Consider the following 17,521-nt stretch of genomic DNA (forward strand, 5'->3'; position numbering starts at 1 on the left):
GGTCGGTCGTGCGGGAGGCGCATCAGGCGGGGACGACGGAGGCGGGGGCAGGGTCCCGGGCCAGGTCGACGGGCCGGCCGGTCGTGGCGGACTCGATGGCGGCCTCGGCCACGCGCAAGGTGGCGAGCCCCTCACGGAGGGTGACGACCCGCGACGGGCCATCGCCCCGCACGGCGTCGCGGAACGCCTCGTGCTCGACGAGCAGGGGCTCTCTCTTGTCGAGGGCATAGCGGACCATGGAGCCCTCGGACACCCCGCGGAAGGCCGCGACGGCGTCCCATGACGTGTCGACCGTGCCGTTCTCGTAGAAGGTGAGATCGGCCGTGAGGGTGTCGGCGACGAACGTGCCTCGCGAACCGGTCACGACCGTGAGTCGCTCCTTGAACGGCGAGAGCCAGTTCACGAGATGGCTGGTGACGGTGCCGTCCTCGAGACGGCCGGAGAACGCCACGAGGTCTTCGTGCGGCCTGCCGCTCTTGTGCGCCACCTGACCGAAGACGCTGCGGAAGCCGCTCTGGACGAGCCAGGCGGTGAGGTCGATGTCGTGGGTGGCCAGGTCTTTGACGACGCCGACGTCGGCGATGCGGGCCGGGAAGGGCCCCTGACGTCGCGTCGCGATCTGGTGCACCTCGCCGACGTCGCCCGCCTCGAGCCGGGCCCGCAACGACTGCAGCGCCGGGTTGTAGCGCTCGATGTGGCCGACGGCCCCGACGAGCCCTCTGCTCTCGAACGCCTCGACGAGCCGCCGCCCGGCGGCCCCGTCGTGAGCCACGGGCTTCTCGACGAGAGCGTGGACGCCCGCCTCGGCCAGCCGGAGGCCGATCGCCTCGTGGTACGCGGTCGGCACGGCGACGACCACGGCGTCGACGCCCAACCGCAGCAACCCGTCGACGTCGTCGACCAGAGGCAGCCCGCCGGCGACTCCGTGCGGGTCGCCGCACGCGTCGGCCACGCCGACCAGCTCGACGCCGTCGACGGCCCGGAGCACCCGCGCGTGGTGCCGCCCCATCATCCCGAGGCCGATCAGCCCGGTACGGACGGGGAACCGGGCGCTCATCGGCCGGCCCCGGCGACGAGTTCGACGCCCTGCACGATGCGATCGAGCTCGGCGTCCGTCACGGACGGGTGGACGGGCAGGGACAGGGCCTCGCGCGCCGCGCGTTCCGTCTCGGGCAGGTGGGCCTCGGACCGGAAGGGCGCGAGCCGGTGGACGGGAGTGGGGTAGTAGACACCCGTGCCGATGCCGTGCTCGCGTTCGAGCGCCCGGGCGAAACCGTCCCGGTCGTCGGGCGCACGGACCGTGTACTGGTGCCAGACGTGGGTCGCCTCGTCGGCCACGGTCGGCGTGACCACCGACTCGATGCCCGACGAGAGTCGGGCGGCGGCGACGCGGCGACGCTCGGTCCAGGCGGCGAGCTTGCGCAGCTGCACACGACCGATGGCGGCGTGCAGGTCGGTCATGCGGACGTTGAAACCGACGACCTCGTTCTCGTAGCGGCGTTCCATACCCTGGTTGCGCAGCAGGCGCAGCAGGCGCTCGACGTCCCGCTCGCCGACCGAGACCATGCCGCCCTCGCCCGAGGTCATGTTCTTGGTCGGGTACAGGCTGAAGGCTCCGGCGGCACCGAACGTGCCGACGCGACGTCCGGCCCACGTGGCCCCGTGTGCCTGCGCGGCGTCCTCGAACACCAGCAGGTCGTGTTCGGCGGCGAGTCGCCCGATGCCGGTCATGTCGGCCGGGTGACCGTACAGGTGCACCGGCATGACGGCCCGGGTCTTCGGGGTGAGAGCGGCTCGGACCGACTCGACGTCGAGGCAGAAGTGCCGGGGCTCGATGTCGGCGAAGACGGGCGTCGCCCCCACCAGCGCGACGGCGTTGGCGGTCGCGGCGAAGGTGAAGGACGGCACGACGACCTCGTCGCCGGGCCCGATGCCCGCGGCGAGCAGACCGAGGTGCAGAGCGGTCGTCCCGGAGTTGACCGCGACGGCGGGACGACCGTCGAGCAGCTCGGCCGAGAACTCACGCTCGAAGCCGGCGACCTCGGGACCCTGCGCCAGCATGCCGCTGGCCATGACGGCGTCGACGGCCGCCCGTTCGTCGTCGCCGATCAGCGGACGGGCCGCCGGGATGGGGAGGGGTGTCGCCATGGTCATCGTTCCTCTCGGAGGGCGTCGTTCTCGACGCGGTAGCGGGTGCCCGTCACCGGGCAGACGAGGGCATCCCCGTCGGGGACGAGCGAGACCCCGGCGCGACCGACCCAGCCGATCCGGCGGGCGGGGACGCCGGCGACGAGCGCGTGGTCGGGGACGTCTCGGGTCACGACCGCACCGGCGGCGACCATCGCCCACCGGCCGATCGACACGGGAGCGACGCACACGGAACGCGCGCCGAGCGAGGCGCCGTCGCCCACGCGCACGCCCACCGGAGTCCAGTCGAAGGGTTCTTTGAGTCGCCCGTCGGGGGTGACGGCCCGTGGAGCGCGGTCGTTCGTGAGCACGACGGCCGGCCCCACGAAGACGCCGTCGCCGAGGACGGCGGGTTCGTAGAGGAGCGCGTCGTTCTGGATCTTGCACCGGTCGCCCACGACCACGCCGGAACCGACGTAGACGCCACGGCCGATGACGCAATCACTGCCGACACGGGCCCCTTCGCGGATCTGGGCCAACCCCCAGACACGCGTCGAGGGATCGATCCGGGCCTCGGGCGCGACGTCGGCCGATGCGGCGACACGGACGGGACTCGATCCCGTCTCGGCGAGCGCCGGAGGCGCGGGGGGCGGTGTCGGGTTCATGGCTTCCTCCATCTATGGTCGGAAAGTAGAATACGACATGTCGTCAGAAAATACCAGAGCAAAATGACACTAGCCAGACGGCCGGGCCTCGCCTAAACTGACATTTCACACATCTTTGGACAGGAGAAACCGTGTCACGACCCGAACACGACCGAGGCAGCAGCCGACGGGCGGTCTACGAGACGACCAAGCGCGCGCTCGACGTGCTCTGCGCCTCCTCGGCCCTCGTCCTCCTGGCGCCGCTGATGCTCGTGGTGGGGTCGAGCGTGGCGGTCTTCCTCGGGCGGCCGGTGCTCTTCCGTCAGATGCGGCCCGGGCGCCACGGCGAGCCGTTCGCTCTCGTCAAATTCCGGTCGATGCGCGACGTCGACGCGGCCGAGGGGCTGCTCAGCGACGCCGACCGCCTCACCCGTTTCGGTCGTCTGCTGCGGTCCACCAGCCTCGACGAACTGCCGAGTCTCGTCGCGGTGGTCCGAGGCGACCTCAGCCTCGTCGGCCCACGTCCCCTCTTGATGCAGTACCTCCCCCTGTACAGCGAACACCAGCACCGCCGGCACGAGGTCCGGCCCGGCCTGACGGGACTCGCGCAGGTGAGCGGGCGCAACCTCCTCGACTGGGACGAGCGCTTCGATCTCGACGTGCGGTACGTGGACGAGCGAGGGCTCCTGCTCGACCTGCGCATCCTGGCGCAGACGATCGGGTGCGTGCTCCGCCGGACCGGAGTCAGTGCCGCCGGCGAGGCGACCTGCGCGCCCTTCCGGGGATCGGCGCGCTTCGAGCTCGAGGGGCCCGCCGTCGTCCCGACGACCGGCGTCTCGACGACCGGCGTCTCGACGACCACCGTCTCGACGACCACCGTCGAGATCGAGGTCGCGGCGTGAGCGGGGCAGGTGCCGCCGGCGGTCTGGTCGTGATCGGCGCGGGCGGCATGGGCCGCGAGGTCCTCGACGTCGCCCGTGCCCTCGGTCGGCCCGTGGCCGGAGTCGTCGACGACGGCCCGTCCTCCGCCGACCGGCACCGCCTGTCCCGGACGGGCACGGCGTATCTCGGCAGCATCGACGAGTGGCTCGCCGGCGGCGCGCACGAGCCCTGGGTCATCGGGCTCGGCGACCCCGGTGTGAGGAGCCGGGTCGTGGCACGTGTCGCGGCGGCCGCGGGCCACCCCACGACGCTCGTGCACCCGACGGCGACCCTCGGCTCCCAGGTGCTCCTGGGTGACGGCACCGCGATCTGCGCGGGAGTACGGGTCTCGACGAACGTCCGTGTCGGCCGTCACGGGCTGCTCCTCGCGAACGCCGCCGTGGGGCACGACAGCCGACTCGGCGACGTCGTCAGCGTCAACCCCGGCGCGGTCGTCTCGGGGGCCGTCACCATCGGCGGGGGCAGCCTCGTCGGAGCCGGTGCCACCGTGCTCCAGGGGCTGCACGTCGGAGAACGCTGCGTCGTGGGCGCCTCCGCCTGCGTCGTCCGCGACGTCGCGGCCGACACCGTGGTCCGTGGGGTCCCGGCTCGATGAGCGAGCCGCGGGTCGTCTGGTTCGTCAACCACTACGCCACCAACCAGCATCGCGACGGCCGCAGCGGTCGGCACGAACAGTTCGCCCGACGACTGCCCGACACCGGCTGGCGTGCCGTCGTCATCTCGGCGAGCACGGATCATCCCAGCGGCCGCCAGACGATGCGTCGGGGCCGTCTCCGAGAACGCTTCGTCGACGACCGACACGACTTCGTCTGGCTCCGAGGGGTGTCGTACGCCCGCGTCCGGCTGCTGCGCGTCGCGGACGTCCTGCTCTTCACCGCACTGCTGCTCGTTCCCGGCATGCTGAACGGCCTGCCGCGCCCCGACGTCGTCGTGGGCGGTTCCGTCCACCCACCGGCCGCCTGGGCCGCCTCGCTGATCGCCAGACGCCTCCGCGTCCCCTTCGTGTACGAACCCCGGGACCTCTGGCCCGAGACCCTCGTCCAATTCGGCTCGATCGGTCGACGGTCACCGATCGCCCTGGTGCTCGCGGCCGTCGAACGGCACTGCGTCCGCCGAGCCGTCGTCGTCGTGTCGCCCCTCGAGGGTGCCGGCCGGTACTTCTCGGCACGAGGGCTGCACGCGCCGTTCGCCTGGGTTCCCAACGGGGTGTCGCGCCAGCTGGTCGACGACATCGAGGACGATCGCGACACGGTCGGCACGACGGTCGACGACACGGACACCGGCACCGGCACCGGCCACACCTTCGAGATCGCCTACCTGGGCTCGATGGGCACCGCCAACAGCCTCGTCCCGGTGGTCGACGCGTTCTGCCTCGCGTCCGACCGTCTCGCCGGTCGACCTCTCGTGCTGCGGCTCGTGGGCACGGGCCCCGACCGCCGCCGACTCGAAGAGCGGGCGGCCGCCAGCGGCCACGCCTCGCGCATCGTCTTCGAGGGGCACCTCCCCCAGAGCGAAGCCCGAGCCGTCGGTCGCCGGGCCGATGCCCTGATCGCCAACCTGCGCCCGCTCGACCTCTACCGGCACGGCACGTCGTTGAACAAGTTCTTCGAGTACCTCCTGCTCGCCAAGCCGGTCGTGCTGGGCGCCTCGGTGCCGCGCGACCCGGTCACCGACTCCGGTGCCGGCGTGCGGGTGCCGGGCGACGACGTACCGGCCCTGGCCGACGCCATCTGTCGCGTGGCCACCATGAGCGCGCCCGAACGCCTCGAGCACGGCGCCCGCGGCCGCCGTCACGTGTTGGCGCACTACGACTACGACGTCCTCGTCGTCCGACTCGCCGCGGCACTCGACCAGGCGCTCTCGATCCCGACGGCGCCCTCGCGCCGGCCGGGGGCCGGTCGATGAGCAGCGGCACCACGGCGACGGTCGCCCGCGGCCTGCGCGGGTCGGCGCTCTCCGGAGCATCCGCCGCGCTGCTGCGCCACGCCGTCGGCGTCTCGGTCGGCACGATGGTCTACGCGCTGTCGTTGCACTGGGTCTACGCGAACCTCATCACCGTTCCGTTCGCCTACGCCGGCTTCACGTACCGCGAGGCGAGCCCGCAGGCGACCATGGCCACGATCGCGGTCGCGTGCGCCGTCGCGATCACGCTGCCTGCCCGGCCGCAGCGCGTGTCCCACGTCATGCTCTGGGTGCTCTTCGTCGTCGGCGTCGCTCCGGCCCTGCTGATGGTGGCGTACACCGGCTATCTCAAGGCCGACGAGGCGGTGCTGGCCAGCGCAACCGTGGGTGTGGCGTTCGGCGTCGCGACCGTCGGCACGCGCCTCCTGGACGGGCGCGGACGATCGGCAGCCGTCGCCGGACACGAGTCGCTCGCCGGTGGGCCACTCGACCTCGGCCCCTTCGCCCCCGCACCCGGCTCGGATCCCGGCCGACGCCTCCCACCCAGTACCGCCCTCTGGGTGGTCTGCGGACTGCACTCCGCTCTGACGTACGGCGTGATGGCCGCGACCACCGGGCTCTCGCTCCGTTTCGTGGCGCTCGACGACGTCTACGACGTCCGCGCCGTCTACAAAGAAGAGGTGCAGGGCGACAACGGCCTCTTGGGCTACCTGCTGAGCGGCCAGGCGAACGTCGTCAACACCGTGCTGATGGCCCGGGGCCTCAGCCGACGCAACGTGCCGTTGATCGCCGTGGGCGTGATCGGGCAGCTGCTGCTGTACTCGGGCACCGGTTTCAAGACGATCCTGTTCTCGTTCCCCGCCGTCGTGTTCATCGCCCTGGCCACCCGGGTCGCACGAGGGCGGGCCCTCGCACCCGGCGTCGGCTACCTCGCGGGCCCGGTCGTCCTGATGGTGCTGGCGGCCGGCGCCGACGAACTCCAGGGCGGTCTCCTCTGGACGTCCTTGTTCGCCCGCAGGTTCCTCATCACGCCCGGGGTGCTGACGAGCGTCTACGTCGAGTTCTTCGGCGAGAATCCCCCGGCCATGCTCGGCCAGTCGGTCCTGCGATGGTGGGTCGACTACCCCTACGACCGGTCCATCCCCATGGAGGTCGGGCAGTACCTGCAGCCCGGGGGCGCCCTGGCGGCGAACGCGAACCTGTTCGCGGACGGGTTCGCCAACTTCGGTCATCTCGGGGTCCTGGGCACCGGCGCCGTCCTCCTGGCGTTCCTGCGCTTCGTCGACTGGTCGGCTCGAGGACTGCCTCTGACCGTCGGGGCCATGGTCATGATGATGCCGAGCATCACCCTGTCGAACACGTCGCTGCCGACGGCCATGCTCTCGCACGGCCTGGCGCTCGGCACCCTCGTGCTCGCCGTGGCTCCGCGGACGGGATGGGAGCCACCGTCACGCTAGAGTGCTTTCATGCCTCATGCTCGTACACCTCATGCCACCGACCTCGTTGCCGCACCACGGCTGGGCCGAAGGGCGCTGCTGCTGACCGGAGCGGGCACGGCGGCGGGCGTCCTCGTCGCCTCGGGCCGCGCCTCCCCGGCGATGGCTGCCGCGACCGGCTCAGGGGCCCCCGGGCACGAAGCGGCAGCGTGCTCGCCGGTCGTCGTCGACACGGACGCCACCGACCTCGACCTCGTCCTCGCGACCGTGCCCGAGGGCGGCGAGCTCGTCGTCACGCGCCACTGGGACCGCTCGGGCCCGCTCGAAGTCACCCGGGCCGTCACTCTCCGCTTCACCGGTGAGGGCCACCTCGCGGCGAACGGTGACTTCAGCGTCGTCCGCGTCACGGCGTCGCACGTGGCCGTCGTCGATGCCGTGGTCACCGGGGCCGGCGGTCGTCGGTCGGGCGCCGGACGGGGCATCGACGTCGTGGGGACAGCCGACGCCCCACTCGACGACGTGCGCATCTCCGGCGGCAGGCTCGTCGAACTGAGCCACGACGGCATCCGGGCCGAGCACACGACGGGGCTGGTCGTCCAGGGGGTCACCGTCACCGATGTCGGCTACGCGGGCGTGCTGCTGCGCTCGTGCGTCGACACCGTCGTCCGTCGGTGCGACGTGACCGACGTCCACCAGCCGAGTCCGTACGTCAACAGTTACGGCGTGATCGTGACCCGCGACGACACCGTGCCGATGACGGTGTCCGGCCGGTCGACGCGCGTGGTCGTCGAGGGCAACGCGATCACCGGCGTCCGACTCTGGGAGGGCCTCGACACCCACGCCGGCGATCGGGTGGTCATCCGCGACAACGTCGTGCGAGATTGCCGGGTCGGGATCGCGGTCGTGCCCTGTCGCGACGAGGTCGACCGCTCGTACCGACACGCGCCCACCGCGTTCGTCGTCGCCGGCAACGTCGTCGAGCGCATCGACCTGGCCTCACCCGGGGCCGGCATCCTCGTCAAGGGTGCAGGCACGACCGTGGGCGACGACGTCGAACGGGCGACGGGGTTCGTCACCGGCAACACCGTCCGCGGCCACGGCGGTGGCACCGAGGCGGGCATCGTCCTCTACCTCACCCGCGGCGTCGTCGTGAGCGGCACCACCCTCGAGCGATGCATCGACCGGGGCGTGCTCGTCTACCACTCGAACGACGCCCTGACGCTGACGCGCACGTCGGCCTCCGATCTCGAGGCCTCGACGGAAGGAGGCGCGGTGTCGGTCGTCGAGGCCCGCAGCGGCGCGAACACGGTCACCGTGTCGGCGACCAGCGTCGCCCGCACGGAGGGCACCTCCGGCCCGGTGCGAGGCCTGGCCGTGGCCAATGCCGACAACGTGTTCGACCTGCTGGCCAACGACTGGCGTGAGACCGACCTCGCCGTGTGGAACAAAGGGGCCGTCGTGCGCCGCTGGGCCGACGAGGGGTGACCGGCGGCCTCCTGCGTGGCGTCTCAGGCCGTGGCGTCTCAGGCCGTGGCGTGTCAGGCCGTGGCGAATCCCCGAGCGTCACCCTCGCGTCTCGCGCGTCGACGCCTCGGGTCGTCGGCGCGACCCGCTCGAGCGGGGACGGGTGGGGGGACCGCGACGAAGGCCGCCTCGGGCGACCTGGAGACCGTTCGGGCCGGCTCCGTGACGTCGCGGGCGTCCGGCTCGAATCGGCGAGCACGGCCGGGCCCTTCGGCGGGTGGGTCGACCACGACGGGTCCGAGCGCCGAGGCGACCGTCGTGGCCGCGGCCGCCAGCCGGCGGGCGACGCGCAGATGCACACCCGCCCGTCGCCCCATGGGGTCGAGGACGTCGTCGTCCTCGGGATCGTCGGGACGCAGCACACTGCCTCGTAGGCGCAGCAAGGACTCCAGCGAAACCCCGGGCCACCCCGGGCCGGACTCGACCGACCCTCCGTCGGCGACGCGGACCGCCCCCTCGGCGAGCGCCGCCTCGGCCAACCGGGCGAATTCGACGATGGTGAACGCCCTCGAGGCGACCGCAGGGGACATCCGCACGACGTCTCGGCGATGACGTCGACCGGCCGTGAGCACGAGGTCGGCATCGTCGAGGTCGACGCCCGAGAGAGGCCGGGCGACATGGCCCCCGAGATCGACCCCGAGGCGCGTCCCGGCCGCCAGCGTCGCCGCGGGCACGACCGCGCCGGGAGTGGCCAGCGTGCCCCGACTCGTGACGGTCACCCGGGCGCCGTCGACGTCACGAGCGAGCAGGGCGGCGAAGAGCGGCGAACGGCAGAGGTTGCCCGTGCAGACGACGAGCACACGCAGGGGCGCGGCAGCGGGTCGAAGCGCGGCGCTCACGCTGCACCCTCGGGGGTGCGACCGTCGGGTGTCGGGTTGCCGATCAGGTCACGATAGAGCTCGAGGAGCGTCGCCTCCTCGCCGTCCCAGCTGAACGTCTCGAGCGCGGCACGTCGCCCGTTGCGGCCGTGACGGTCGAGCAGGTCGGGGTCGGAGTCGTAAGCGGCCACGGCTCGGGCCACGGCGTCGACGTCGGTGGGGTCGACGAAGGTGGCGCAGTCGAGGTGCCCCAGAAGGCTCCGCCAGAGCGGGAAGTCGCTGACGACCACGGCGAGCCCGGCGGCCATGTACTCGAAGAGCTTGGTGGGCAACGAGTTCAGGTGCGCGGCGGTCGGCTCGAAGACGACGACCCCCACCCGGGCACCCAGCAGCAGGTCGCGTGTGGCCTCGGGCGACAGCCGGCCGTGGAAGACCACGGGCAGATCGTCGGTCCGCGGTCGAGCGGTCAGCTCGGCGGCCTCGGGCGCCGAGACGTGTCCGGCCAGCTCGAGCCGCCAGCCGCGGGGGAAGGCCGGCGAGCCGGTCAGCCCGGCCACGACCGCCGACCCGCGGTTCGCGGTCAACGCCCCGACGTACGCCACGACCGGGGACCGGCGGCTCGGCTCGATCGCCGATGCCTCTTCCGCACGGAGGCGCGGGTAGTTGCGCACGAGCACCGTCTTGCCCGCCGGGTAGGCGTCGGCGATCGTCTCGGTGGCGGCCACGACCCGGTCGGCCGTCGACACGAGGCGCACGACGAGCTGGGCGACTGCGCGCGCGGGGCGCGCCGTGCGGCGCGAGACGTACGCCTTCGACATCACCTGGTCGGGAAGGTCTTCGTGTGCGTCGAAGACGACGCGGCGCCCGAGCGCACGCAGCAGGGGCACCGCCCACACGAGCTCGGGGTCGTGCAGGTGACACACCCGTGCCCTCGACCGCACGGCGAGCCCGACGGCCTGGGTCGAGCCGAGCGTCATGCGGGCGCGACGACGGCGACGGGGGATCGTCACGACCTCGACGCCTGTCTCGTGGGTGGTGACGTCGCTCTCGACGGCGATGAGGCGGACCGAATACCCGGCGGCCGCGGCACCGGCGGCCTCGCGCAGGTGGACGCGATTGTCGGTCCAGGGGTGGGCGCTCGACACGTGGACGATGTCGGGAGGTGATGTGGTCATGGTGTTCCGTTCGTTCGGAGGTGACAAGAAGAGGGCCGCGAGGCCCTGTAACGGAGAGCGGTCGTCGGCAAGGAGGCGCGGCTCGGCCCGAGCTCGGACGCAGGGGCGTCGAGCGACGTCGTCGGGCCCCACGGCCGACAGGTCGGGCGGGGCCCCGTCGTTCAGGCTCGGCGGAGGAGCCCCCGGAGCGGACGACGCGGGGCATCGGTCTCGCTGTAGTAGTAGTAACGGGAGTCGGCCCGACGCCGACGCCCCATGGTCAGCACGGCGGCACGCGGCGTGCCCCCGACGGCGTCGAGACGTTCGAGCGCCGACGCGACCTGCGCACGGCGAGTGCGCCCGGACGCGACCACGAGGAGGACCCCTGTGACCATCTCGCTGATGAGCGCGGCGTCGGTGACCGACAGCAGGGGCGGGGTGTCGACGACGACCACGTCGTACCGGCCCCCCAGGTCGTCGAGCAGTGCGCGCATGGCCCCCGAGCCGAGCAGCTCGCTCGGATTCGGCGGCACCTCGCCGGCGGGCAGCACGGTGAGGCCGTCGTGCCCCCAGGTCTGCAGCACCTCGTCGAGTTCGAAGCGCCCGATGAGAACGTCGGACAGCCCGACCGCGCCCTCGATGCCGAGGATCTTCGCCAGGTTGGGTCGCCTCATGTCGGCGTCGACCACGACGGTTCGCAGCCCGGCCTCGGCGAGTGAGACCGCGAGATTCGCCGTGGTCGTGGTCTTGCCCTCGCTCGGCCCGGCCGAGCTGACCGCGAACGACCGCGCCGTCGACCCCGCACCCAGGAACCGGATGTTGGTCCGCAGCATGCGGAACGCCTCGGCATGGACGCTCGAACCGCCGTCGCGGGCGACCACCGGCCGGCGCCGCACCTGAGCATCGAACGGGATTTCGCCCACGACGGCCAACTCGCCCTCGACGACGAGATCGTCGCGCCCCCTGACCTTCGTGTCGAGCGCCCGCCGGGCGAGGGCCGCCGCGGCACCGGCCGAGAGGCCCAGCAAGAGGCCGAGCGCGACGTTGGCGACGGTGCGCGGGGTCGCCGGCGAGAGCGCCGGCGCGGCCGGCTCGACGACCTCCATCGTGACGGACGGGACACCGGGGGCGAACTCGGGCTCGAGTTCGGTCGTCACCACGGTGCGGAGGCTCTCGGTGACGGCGTTGGCCAACTCGGCCGCGCGCTGCGGGTCGACGTCGGTGACGGCCACGGTCATGAGGGTGCTGGCCGTCGGCGAGCTCGCCGTCACCTGGCTCGCGAGATCGTCGACCGTGACGCTGGGCCCTCGGTCGGCGACGACGGGGTCGAGGACCCGCGGTGTCGTGACGAGCGTCGTGTAGGTCTTGATCTTCTGTTGTGCCGCGTTCGACCCGGAGGCGATCTCCATCGCCGTGGTGTCGGACTGCCCTCGGACGGCGACGAAGATCTTGGCGCTGCTGACGTAGGTCGGAGTCGCCACGGCCGAGACGGCGTAGCCGACGCCGCCGCCGGCCAGGAGGCCGACGACCACGAGCAGCCAGCTGGCGAGCAGGGCTCGCAGGATGTCGGTCACGCGCATGGATCGGGGCCTTTCGGGTGTCAACGCCGGGTCAGCGATGTTTTACATGTTATATGGGTCAACGACAGGGCACAAGCTTTCGTGCCCTGTGCTCAGAAGCGGGACAGCATGGCGTCGACCACCCTGGAGGCCGCTCGGCCGTCCCCGTACGGCGCGGCGGCGGTCTCGGGACACGGCAGCGCCGCGAGTCGCGCGGCGATGTCGAGGGGGCCGTCGCCGACGAGGTCGTTCCAGCCGAGCTTCACGGTCTCGCCCCATTCGGTGTCCGCCCGGACCGTGACACACGGTCGGCGCAACAGGAAAGCCTCTTTCTGTAATCCGCCCGAGTCGGTCACGACACCCGAAGCCCCCTCGAGCAGGCCGACGAGGTCGAGATACCCGACGGGCGGCGCCACGACCATGCCCGGCCTCGACAGCTCGATCCCCCACGAGGAGGCGCGCGCCCGCAACCGCGGATGAGCCAGCAGCAGCACGGTGCGCCCGGTCTCGGCGACGACGGCGAGGCCGTCGAGCACCTCTCTCAGCCGCCCGGGATCGTCGGTGTTCGACGGGCGGTGGAGGGTGGCGAGCACGTAGGGCCCCCGGGTTGCGACCTCGCCCACCGGGCCGACCCGCGCCTCCTGCCGGGCGAGACGGTCACGAACCGAGAAGAGGACGTCGGTCATGACGTCGCCGACCAACACGGAGCGGCGCTCGAGCCCCTCGTCGCGGAGATGCCCGAGCGCCGTCTCGGTGGGCGCGAGGCAGAGGTCTGCGGCGTGATCGGTCATGACGCGGTTGTGCTCTTCGGGCATGGCGCGGTCGAACGACCGGAGCCCCGCCTCGAGGTGGGCGACCGGGATGCCCAACTTCACGGCCGCCAACGTCGCGGCGAGCGTGGAGTTCGTGTCGCCGTAGACGAGGACGGCGTCGGGGCGCCGTCGCTGCACGACGCGCTCGACGGCCTCGAGCATGCGCCCGGTCTGGGCGCCGTGCGACGCCGACCCGATGTCGAGTTGTTCGTCGGGTCGTGGGATCTCGAGTTCGTCGAAGAAGACGTCGGACATCGCCGCGTCGTAGTGCTGGCCGGTGTGGACAACGACGTGGTCACACCGGCCCTCGAAGGCACGGGCCATCGGCGCGAGCTTGACGAACTGCGGGCGAGCCCCGACGACACTCATGATCTGCATGTTTCGTATTTTACATGCAGTACATCGATCTGACTAGTCCTCAGCTGGGCGTCGGCGATGCCGACCGCCCCGACGCGCCGATCAGTCGGTGAGGTCGTCGAGTTCGGCGGCGTCCGGTTCGACCACGTCGTGCCGTACCACCGTCAGCCCCTCGCCCCCGTCGGCCACGTCGACCCGCACGGTGTCGCCGTCGGCGATCTCGCCACCAAGCAGCGCCATGGCGAGCGCGTCGTCGATCTGTCGCTGCATGAGGCGCCGCAGCGGGCGGGCTCCGTAGATCGGGTCGTAGCCGCGCTCGGCGAGCCAGGCCCGGGCGTCGGGCGTGACGGCCAGCGAGAGTCGCCGGTCGGCCAGCCGGCGGCCGAGGCGGTCGACGTAGAGGGACACGATCTGGCCGAGGTCGTCGGTGCTGAGCGTCGAGAACACGACGATGTCGTCGAGCCGGTTGACGAATTCGGGCTTGAACGCCTGACGCACGAGACCCTGCACCAGCTCTTCTTTCTCGGGGTCGCTCAGGGACGGGTCGGTGATCACCTGAGAGCCGAGGTTCGAGGTCAGCACGAGGATCGTGTTGCGGAAATCGACCGTGCGACCCTGACCGTCGGTCAGCCGGCCGTCGTCGAGCACCTGCAGCAGGATGTCGAACACCTCGGGGTGCGCCTTCTCGACCTCGTCCATCAGCACGACGCTGTAGGGGCGGCGCCGCACGGCCTCGGTCAGCTGGCCGCCGGCCTCGTAACCCACGTACCCGGGAGGCGCGCCCACGAGCCGGGACACGCTGTGCTTCTCGCCGTACTCACTCATGTCGATGCGCACGAGCGCCTTCTCGTCGTCGAACAGGAAGTCGGCGAGGGCCTTGGCGAGCTCGGTCTTGCCGACTCCGGTGGGGCCGAGGAAGAGGAACGAGCCGGTCGGGCGGTCCGGGTCGCTGATGCCCGCGCGGGTGCGCCGGACGGCCTCGCTGACGGCCTGGACGGCCGCCTTCTGACCGATGAGGCGCCTCCCGAGTTCGCTCTCGAGGTGCAGCAGCTTCTCGGTCTCGCCGCTGAGCAGGCGACCGACCGGGATGCCCGTCCAGGCGGCGACGACCTCGGCGATGTCGGAGTCGGTGACGCTGTCGCTGACCAGCCGTTCGTCGGACTGCTCGAACGACTCGGCGTCGGCGAGACGCTTCTCGATGTCGGGGATGCGCTCGTAGCTGATGCGCGCGGCGTCTTCGTAGCGGCCTTCGCGCAGGGCACGGTCGGCATCGATGCGCGCCTCGTTGAGGTCGCTGCGCAGGGTGCCGACCCCCTGCAGCGCGGCCTTCTCGGCCTGCCACCGGGCGTTCAGATCGTCGAACGCGGCCTGCTGCTCGGCGATGGTCTGGCGCAGCGTGGCGAGGCGCGCCAGCGAGGCGTCGTCCTTCTCCTTCTTGAGGGCGAGCTCTTCGATCTGGAGGCGCACCAGGCCCCGGTAGAGCTGGTCCAGTTCGACGGGCGACGAGTCGATCTCCATCTTGAGGCGGGAGCCCGCCTCGTCGACGAGGTCGATGGCCTTGTCGGGCAACTGGCGGCTGGGGATGTACCGGTTGGACAAGGAGGCGGCGGCCACCAGGGCGCCGTCGGTGATCGTGACCCCGTGGTGCGCCTCGTACCGCTCTTTGAGCCCTCGAAGGATGGCGACGGTGTCTTCTACGCTGGGCTCGCCGACGTAGACCTGCTGGAAGCGGCGCTCGAGCGCGGCGTCCTTCTCGATGTACTGGCGGTACTCGTCGAGGGTGGTGGCACCGATGAGGCGCAGTTCGCCGCGGGCGAGCATGGGCTTGAGCATGTTGGAGGCGGCGACCGAGCCCTCGCCGCCGCCGGCACCCATCAGGGTGTGCAGCTCGTCGATGAACGTGATGACCTGGCCGTCGCTCTTGGTGATCTCTTTAAGGACGTCTTTCAGACGCTCCTCGAACTCGCCGCGGTACTTGGCGCCGGCGACGAGGGCGGCCAGGTCGAGGCTGATCAAGCGCTTGTCCTTGAGGCTGTCGGCGACGTCGCCCTCGACGATTCGCTGGGCGAGCCCCTCGACGACGGCGGTCTTGCCGACGCCCGGCTCGCCGATCAGGACGGGGTTGTTCTTGGTGCGGCGGGTGAGCACCTGGCTGATGCGACGGATCTCGGCGTCGCGGCCGATGACGGGGTCGAGCTTGCCGCTGCGGGCGATGGCGGTGAGGTCGACGCCGTACTTCTCGAGCGCGCTCTTCTGCTTCTCGGTGGAGGCCGGTGCGCCCTGCATGTTCGCCATGGATGTGCCTTTCTCGAAACTTGAGTGGAACTGACTCAAGTTTATGCCGATCGGCCCGACGCGCAATACCTCGCACTTGTCATGTTGTGCATGCCTTGTTTTGTGTCTAACATTTCACAATCTGTTCGCCTGGCGGAGCATCGCGCCGCCCAGACAAGAAGGACCACCTTCACACATGAAGAAGACCCTCAAGACCGCGGGAGCCCTAGGGCTCGCCGCGGCCACCATCGTCACCGGGCTGAGCTTCGGGCCGGCTGCAGCTTCGGCTACGTCAGCACCTGAAAGCGTCCGGCCGATCAAGCTCGTCTTCACTCAGCCGTCGACCGCCCTCCCTTACGTGGCAGTGACGACGAATGATCCGACCCGCGGCACGCGTGCCTTTGCCACGCTGGAAGAGGCGTCGGAAGCTGCCTGGCCGTTCACGTACGACACGGCCACGAAGCAGATCCGAGGGACGGACGGAACATGCGTGGGGATCAAGCAGGGAACCAGTGCGCCCAAGGGCTCCTACTTGACCTCCGCCGCATGCTCGACGGGGCAAGACTTCCGTTGGAAAGACGGGAGTGACAGCCTGACGTCGGCAGGAGGCCTGTCTCTCACGCGTCCCTACTACTACGGGGAATACACGGCCTTCCCAGCGACACCGACGCCAGCTCGCATGGAAGAGAAAAAAGGGCTGGCCTTCGCGCCAGGCCATGGGTTCGCTGCCCTGTCGGCCAAGGTCACGAACATCGATCGCGCCGCGAAGACAGCCACGCTCGAAGGAACTGCGATGCCGAACTCGGCGGTGATCGTGAACGGTGCCGAGCAGTTCCTCGCGGACGACACAGGTGCCTGGTCCGCAACGGTGGGCGGCCTGAAGCTCGGGTCGAACCCGCTGCACCTCACCCAGTGGGAGAACGGCGTCCAGACCGGCGAATACACCCTCGACGCCGAGATCAAGGTCTCCCCGATCACCGCGACCACCGCGTTCGGGGCCGACCGCACCGACGAGGCCATCGTCAAGGGTGCTGCGCAGCCCGGCGCGACGATCGTCGTCCGCGACTCCGCCGGCACCGAGATCGGCCGCACCACCGCGTCCACGAACGCCGACGGCGCCTGGGAGCTCGAGATCCCGGCCCCGAACGCACCCGGCGACTACGCCGTGACCGCCCAACAGCTCATCGACGGCGACGACGGCGGCACCGCCACCGCCACCATCGCCTACGGCGCCGCAGTCAAGATCGACACCCCCGTCGACGGGATCGCGTTCGACGGCGGCACCTTGAACATGACCGGCAAGGGCGAGATCGACGCCAGCATCGAGATCCGCGAGAAAGGCAAGGACGTCCCGATCCTCGCCGCCGGGAAGGTCTTCCAGAACGGCCAGTGGAACCTCACCACCACGAAGCTCGACGACGGTGAGCACGTCCTCGAAGTCACCCAGACCGGCAAGGGCAACAACACCACCGTCTCGACCGTGACCCTGAACCCCGGAGCCGGCGAGATCGCACCCGTCGCCGTCACGAACCCCGCCGGCCCCAAGGCCGGCTACGTCCCGAACACCGGCTTCACGTTCGAAGGCACCGGCACCAAGGGCAAGACCATCCAGGTCGAGAACAAGTTCGGCACCCCCCTCGGCACCACCCAAGTCAAGGACAACAACACCTGGTCCTGGACCCGCGCCAACATGGGCACCTCCACCTGGACGATCAACTTCATCCAGGACAAGGGCGAGACCACCCAGTCGACCGCGACCGTGCTGAACTTCAAACCCAGCACCGACACCCCCGCACCGGCACCCCTCGTCGCGGTGACCAACCCCGCCGACCCCAAGACCGGCTACGTCCCCAACACCGGCTTCACGTTCGAAGGCACCGGCACCAAGGGCAAGACCATCCAGGTCGAGAACAAGTTCGGCACCCCCCTCGGCACCACCCAAGTCAAGAACGACAACACCTGGTCCTGGACC

Annotated in this window: 14 protein-coding genes; 6 read left to right on the top strand and 8 right to left on the bottom strand. The window is 71.0% G+C overall.

The window, feature by feature from the left end:
• Positions 1-22 precede the first annotated feature (22 nt).
• Genes BIV04_RS14745 through BIV04_RS14755 form a run of 3 tightly spaced genes read right to left on the bottom strand, consistent with a single transcriptional unit; the run spans position 23 to position 2,792 of the window.
• Positions 23-1,057 (bottom strand): Gfo/Idh/MocA family protein, encoded by a 1,035-nt coding sequence (locus tag BIV04_RS14745; protein ID WP_071257181.1) that lies wholly within the window; start codon positions 1,055-1,057, stop codon positions 23-25.
• Positions 1,054-2,148 carry a DegT/DnrJ/EryC1/StrS aminotransferase family protein gene (locus tag BIV04_RS14750; RefSeq protein WP_071257183.1) on the bottom strand — a complete coding sequence of 365 codons (1,095 nt, stop codon included), beginning with the start codon at positions 2,146-2,148 and terminating at the stop codon, positions 1,054-1,056. Before BIV04_RS14750 ends, BIV04_RS14745 begins: the two co-directional genes overlap by 4 nt.
• Before the next feature lie 2 nt (positions 2,149-2,150).
• Positions 2,151-2,792 carry an acyltransferase gene (locus BIV04_RS14755; RefSeq protein ID WP_071257198.1) on the bottom strand — a complete coding sequence of 214 codons (642 nt, stop codon included), beginning with the start codon at positions 2,790-2,792 and terminating at the stop codon, positions 2,151-2,153.
• Between the two features lie 131 nt (positions 2,793-2,923).
• Here BIV04_RS14755 and BIV04_RS14760 point away from each other — a divergent pair, with 131 nt between their 5' ends.
• The 5 genes from BIV04_RS14760 to BIV04_RS14780 are packed head-to-tail and all read left to right on the top strand — an operon-like array spanning position 2,924 to position 8,536.
• Complete coding sequence (locus tag BIV04_RS14760) at positions 2,924-3,673, top strand: sugar transferase (RefSeq protein WP_071257184.1); 750 nt, start codon at positions 2,924-2,926, stop codon at positions 3,671-3,673.
• Positions 3,670-4,308 carry a NeuD/PglB/VioB family sugar acetyltransferase gene (locus tag BIV04_RS14765; protein WP_255364314.1) on the top strand — a complete coding sequence of 213 codons (639 nt, stop codon included), beginning with the start codon at positions 3,670-3,672 and terminating at the stop codon, positions 4,306-4,308. Before BIV04_RS14760 ends, BIV04_RS14765 begins: the two co-directional genes overlap by 4 nt.
• Complete coding sequence (locus BIV04_RS14770) at positions 4,305-5,618, top strand: glycosyltransferase family 4 protein (protein ID WP_071257185.1); 1,314 nt, start codon at positions 4,305-4,307, stop codon at positions 5,616-5,618. Before BIV04_RS14765 ends, BIV04_RS14770 begins: the two co-directional genes overlap by 4 nt.
• Positions 5,615-7,072 (top strand): hypothetical protein, encoded by a 1,458-nt coding sequence (locus BIV04_RS14775; RefSeq protein ID WP_071257187.1) that lies wholly within the window; start codon positions 5,615-5,617, stop codon positions 7,070-7,072. The genes BIV04_RS14770 and BIV04_RS14775 overlap by 4 nt, the downstream gene beginning before the upstream one ends.
• 9 nt (positions 7,073-7,081) lie before the next feature.
• Positions 7,082-8,536 (top strand): right-handed parallel beta-helix repeat-containing protein, encoded by a 1,455-nt coding sequence (locus BIV04_RS14780; RefSeq protein WP_083396513.1) that lies wholly within the window; start codon positions 7,082-7,084, stop codon positions 8,534-8,536.
• Positions 8,537-8,589: 53 nt separating this feature from the next.
• Here BIV04_RS14780 and BIV04_RS14785 read toward each other — a convergent pair whose 3' ends face one another.
• The 5 genes from BIV04_RS14785 to BIV04_RS14805 form a co-directional block, all read right to left on the bottom strand.
• Positions 8,590-9,414 (bottom strand): hypothetical protein, encoded by an 825-nt coding sequence (locus BIV04_RS14785; protein ID WP_083396514.1) that lies wholly within the window; start codon positions 9,412-9,414, stop codon positions 8,590-8,592.
• On the bottom strand, positions 9,411-10,568 hold the full coding sequence (locus BIV04_RS14790) for a glycosyltransferase (RefSeq protein ID WP_071257191.1): 1,158 nt from the start codon (positions 10,566-10,568) through the stop codon (positions 9,411-9,413). The genes BIV04_RS14785 and BIV04_RS14790 overlap by 4 nt, the downstream gene beginning before the upstream one ends.
• A gap of 161 nt (positions 10,569-10,729) precedes the next feature.
• Positions 10,730-12,127 (bottom strand): polysaccharide biosynthesis tyrosine autokinase, encoded by a 1,398-nt coding sequence (locus tag BIV04_RS14795; protein ID WP_071257192.1) that lies wholly within the window; start codon positions 12,125-12,127, stop codon positions 10,730-10,732.
• Positions 12,128-12,219: 92 nt separating this feature from the next.
• Entirely contained in the window at positions 12,220-13,296 is a 1,077-nt protein-coding gene (gene wecB / locus BIV04_RS14800) for a non-hydrolyzing UDP-N-acetylglucosamine 2-epimerase (protein WP_071257193.1), read from the bottom strand.
• An 81-nt stretch (positions 13,297-13,377) separates the two neighbouring features.
• Positions 13,378-15,570, bottom strand: coding sequence for an ATP-dependent Clp protease ATP-binding subunit (locus tag BIV04_RS14805; RefSeq protein WP_083396515.1), 2,193 nt, complete (start codon positions 15,568-15,570; stop codon positions 13,378-13,380).
• A 43-nt stretch (positions 15,571-15,613) separates the two neighbouring features.
• On the opposite strand from BIV04_RS14805, the gene BIV04_RS17200 reads away from it, so the two are divergent.
• A partial coding sequence (locus BIV04_RS17200) for a hypothetical protein (RefSeq protein ID WP_177174832.1) occupies positions 15,614-17,521 on the top strand: 1,908 nt, incomplete at its 3' end.

Source organism: Frigoribacterium sp. MCBA15_019 (assembly GCF_001864945.1).
GTDB lineage: Bacteria > Actinomycetota > Actinomycetes > Actinomycetales > Microbacteriaceae > Frigoribacterium.

Bases quoted from the DNA above. Each gene is read 5' to 3' on its own strand.
- BIV04_RS14745 (WP_071257181.1), bottom strand. From the start codon at position 1,057: ATGAGCGCCCGGTTCCCCGTCCGTACCGGGCTGATCGGCCTCGGGATG.
- BIV04_RS14750 (WP_071257183.1), bottom strand. From the start codon at position 2,148: ATGGCGACACCCCTCCCCATCCCGGCGGCCCGTCCGCTGATCGGCGAC.
- BIV04_RS14755 (WP_071257198.1), bottom strand. From the start codon at position 2,792: ATGAACCCGACACCGCCCCCCGCGCCTCCGGCGCTCGCCGAGACGGGA.
- BIV04_RS14770 (WP_071257185.1), top strand. From the start codon at position 4,305: ATGAGCGAGCCGCGGGTCGTCTGGTTCGTCAACCACTACGCCACCAAC.
- BIV04_RS14775 (WP_071257187.1), top strand. From the start codon at position 5,615: ATGAGCAGCGGCACCACGGCGACGGTCGCCCGCGGCCTGCGCGGGTCG.
- BIV04_RS14780 (WP_083396513.1), top strand. From the start codon at position 7,082: ATGCCTCATGCTCGTACACCTCATGCCACCGACCTCGTTGCCGCACCA.
- BIV04_RS14790 (WP_071257191.1), bottom strand. From the start codon at position 10,568: ATGACCACATCACCTCCCGACATCGTCCACGTGTCGAGCGCCCACCCC.
- BIV04_RS14795 (WP_071257192.1), bottom strand. From the start codon at position 12,127: ATGCGCGTGACCGACATCCTGCGAGCCCTGCTCGCCAGCTGGCTGCTC.
- wecB (WP_071257193.1), bottom strand. From the start codon at position 13,296: ATGCAGATCATGAGTGTCGTCGGGGCTCGCCCGCAGTTCGTCAAGCTC.
- BIV04_RS14805 (WP_083396515.1), bottom strand. From the start codon at position 15,570: ATGGCGAACATGCAGGGCGCACCGGCCTCCACCGAGAAGCAGAAGAGC.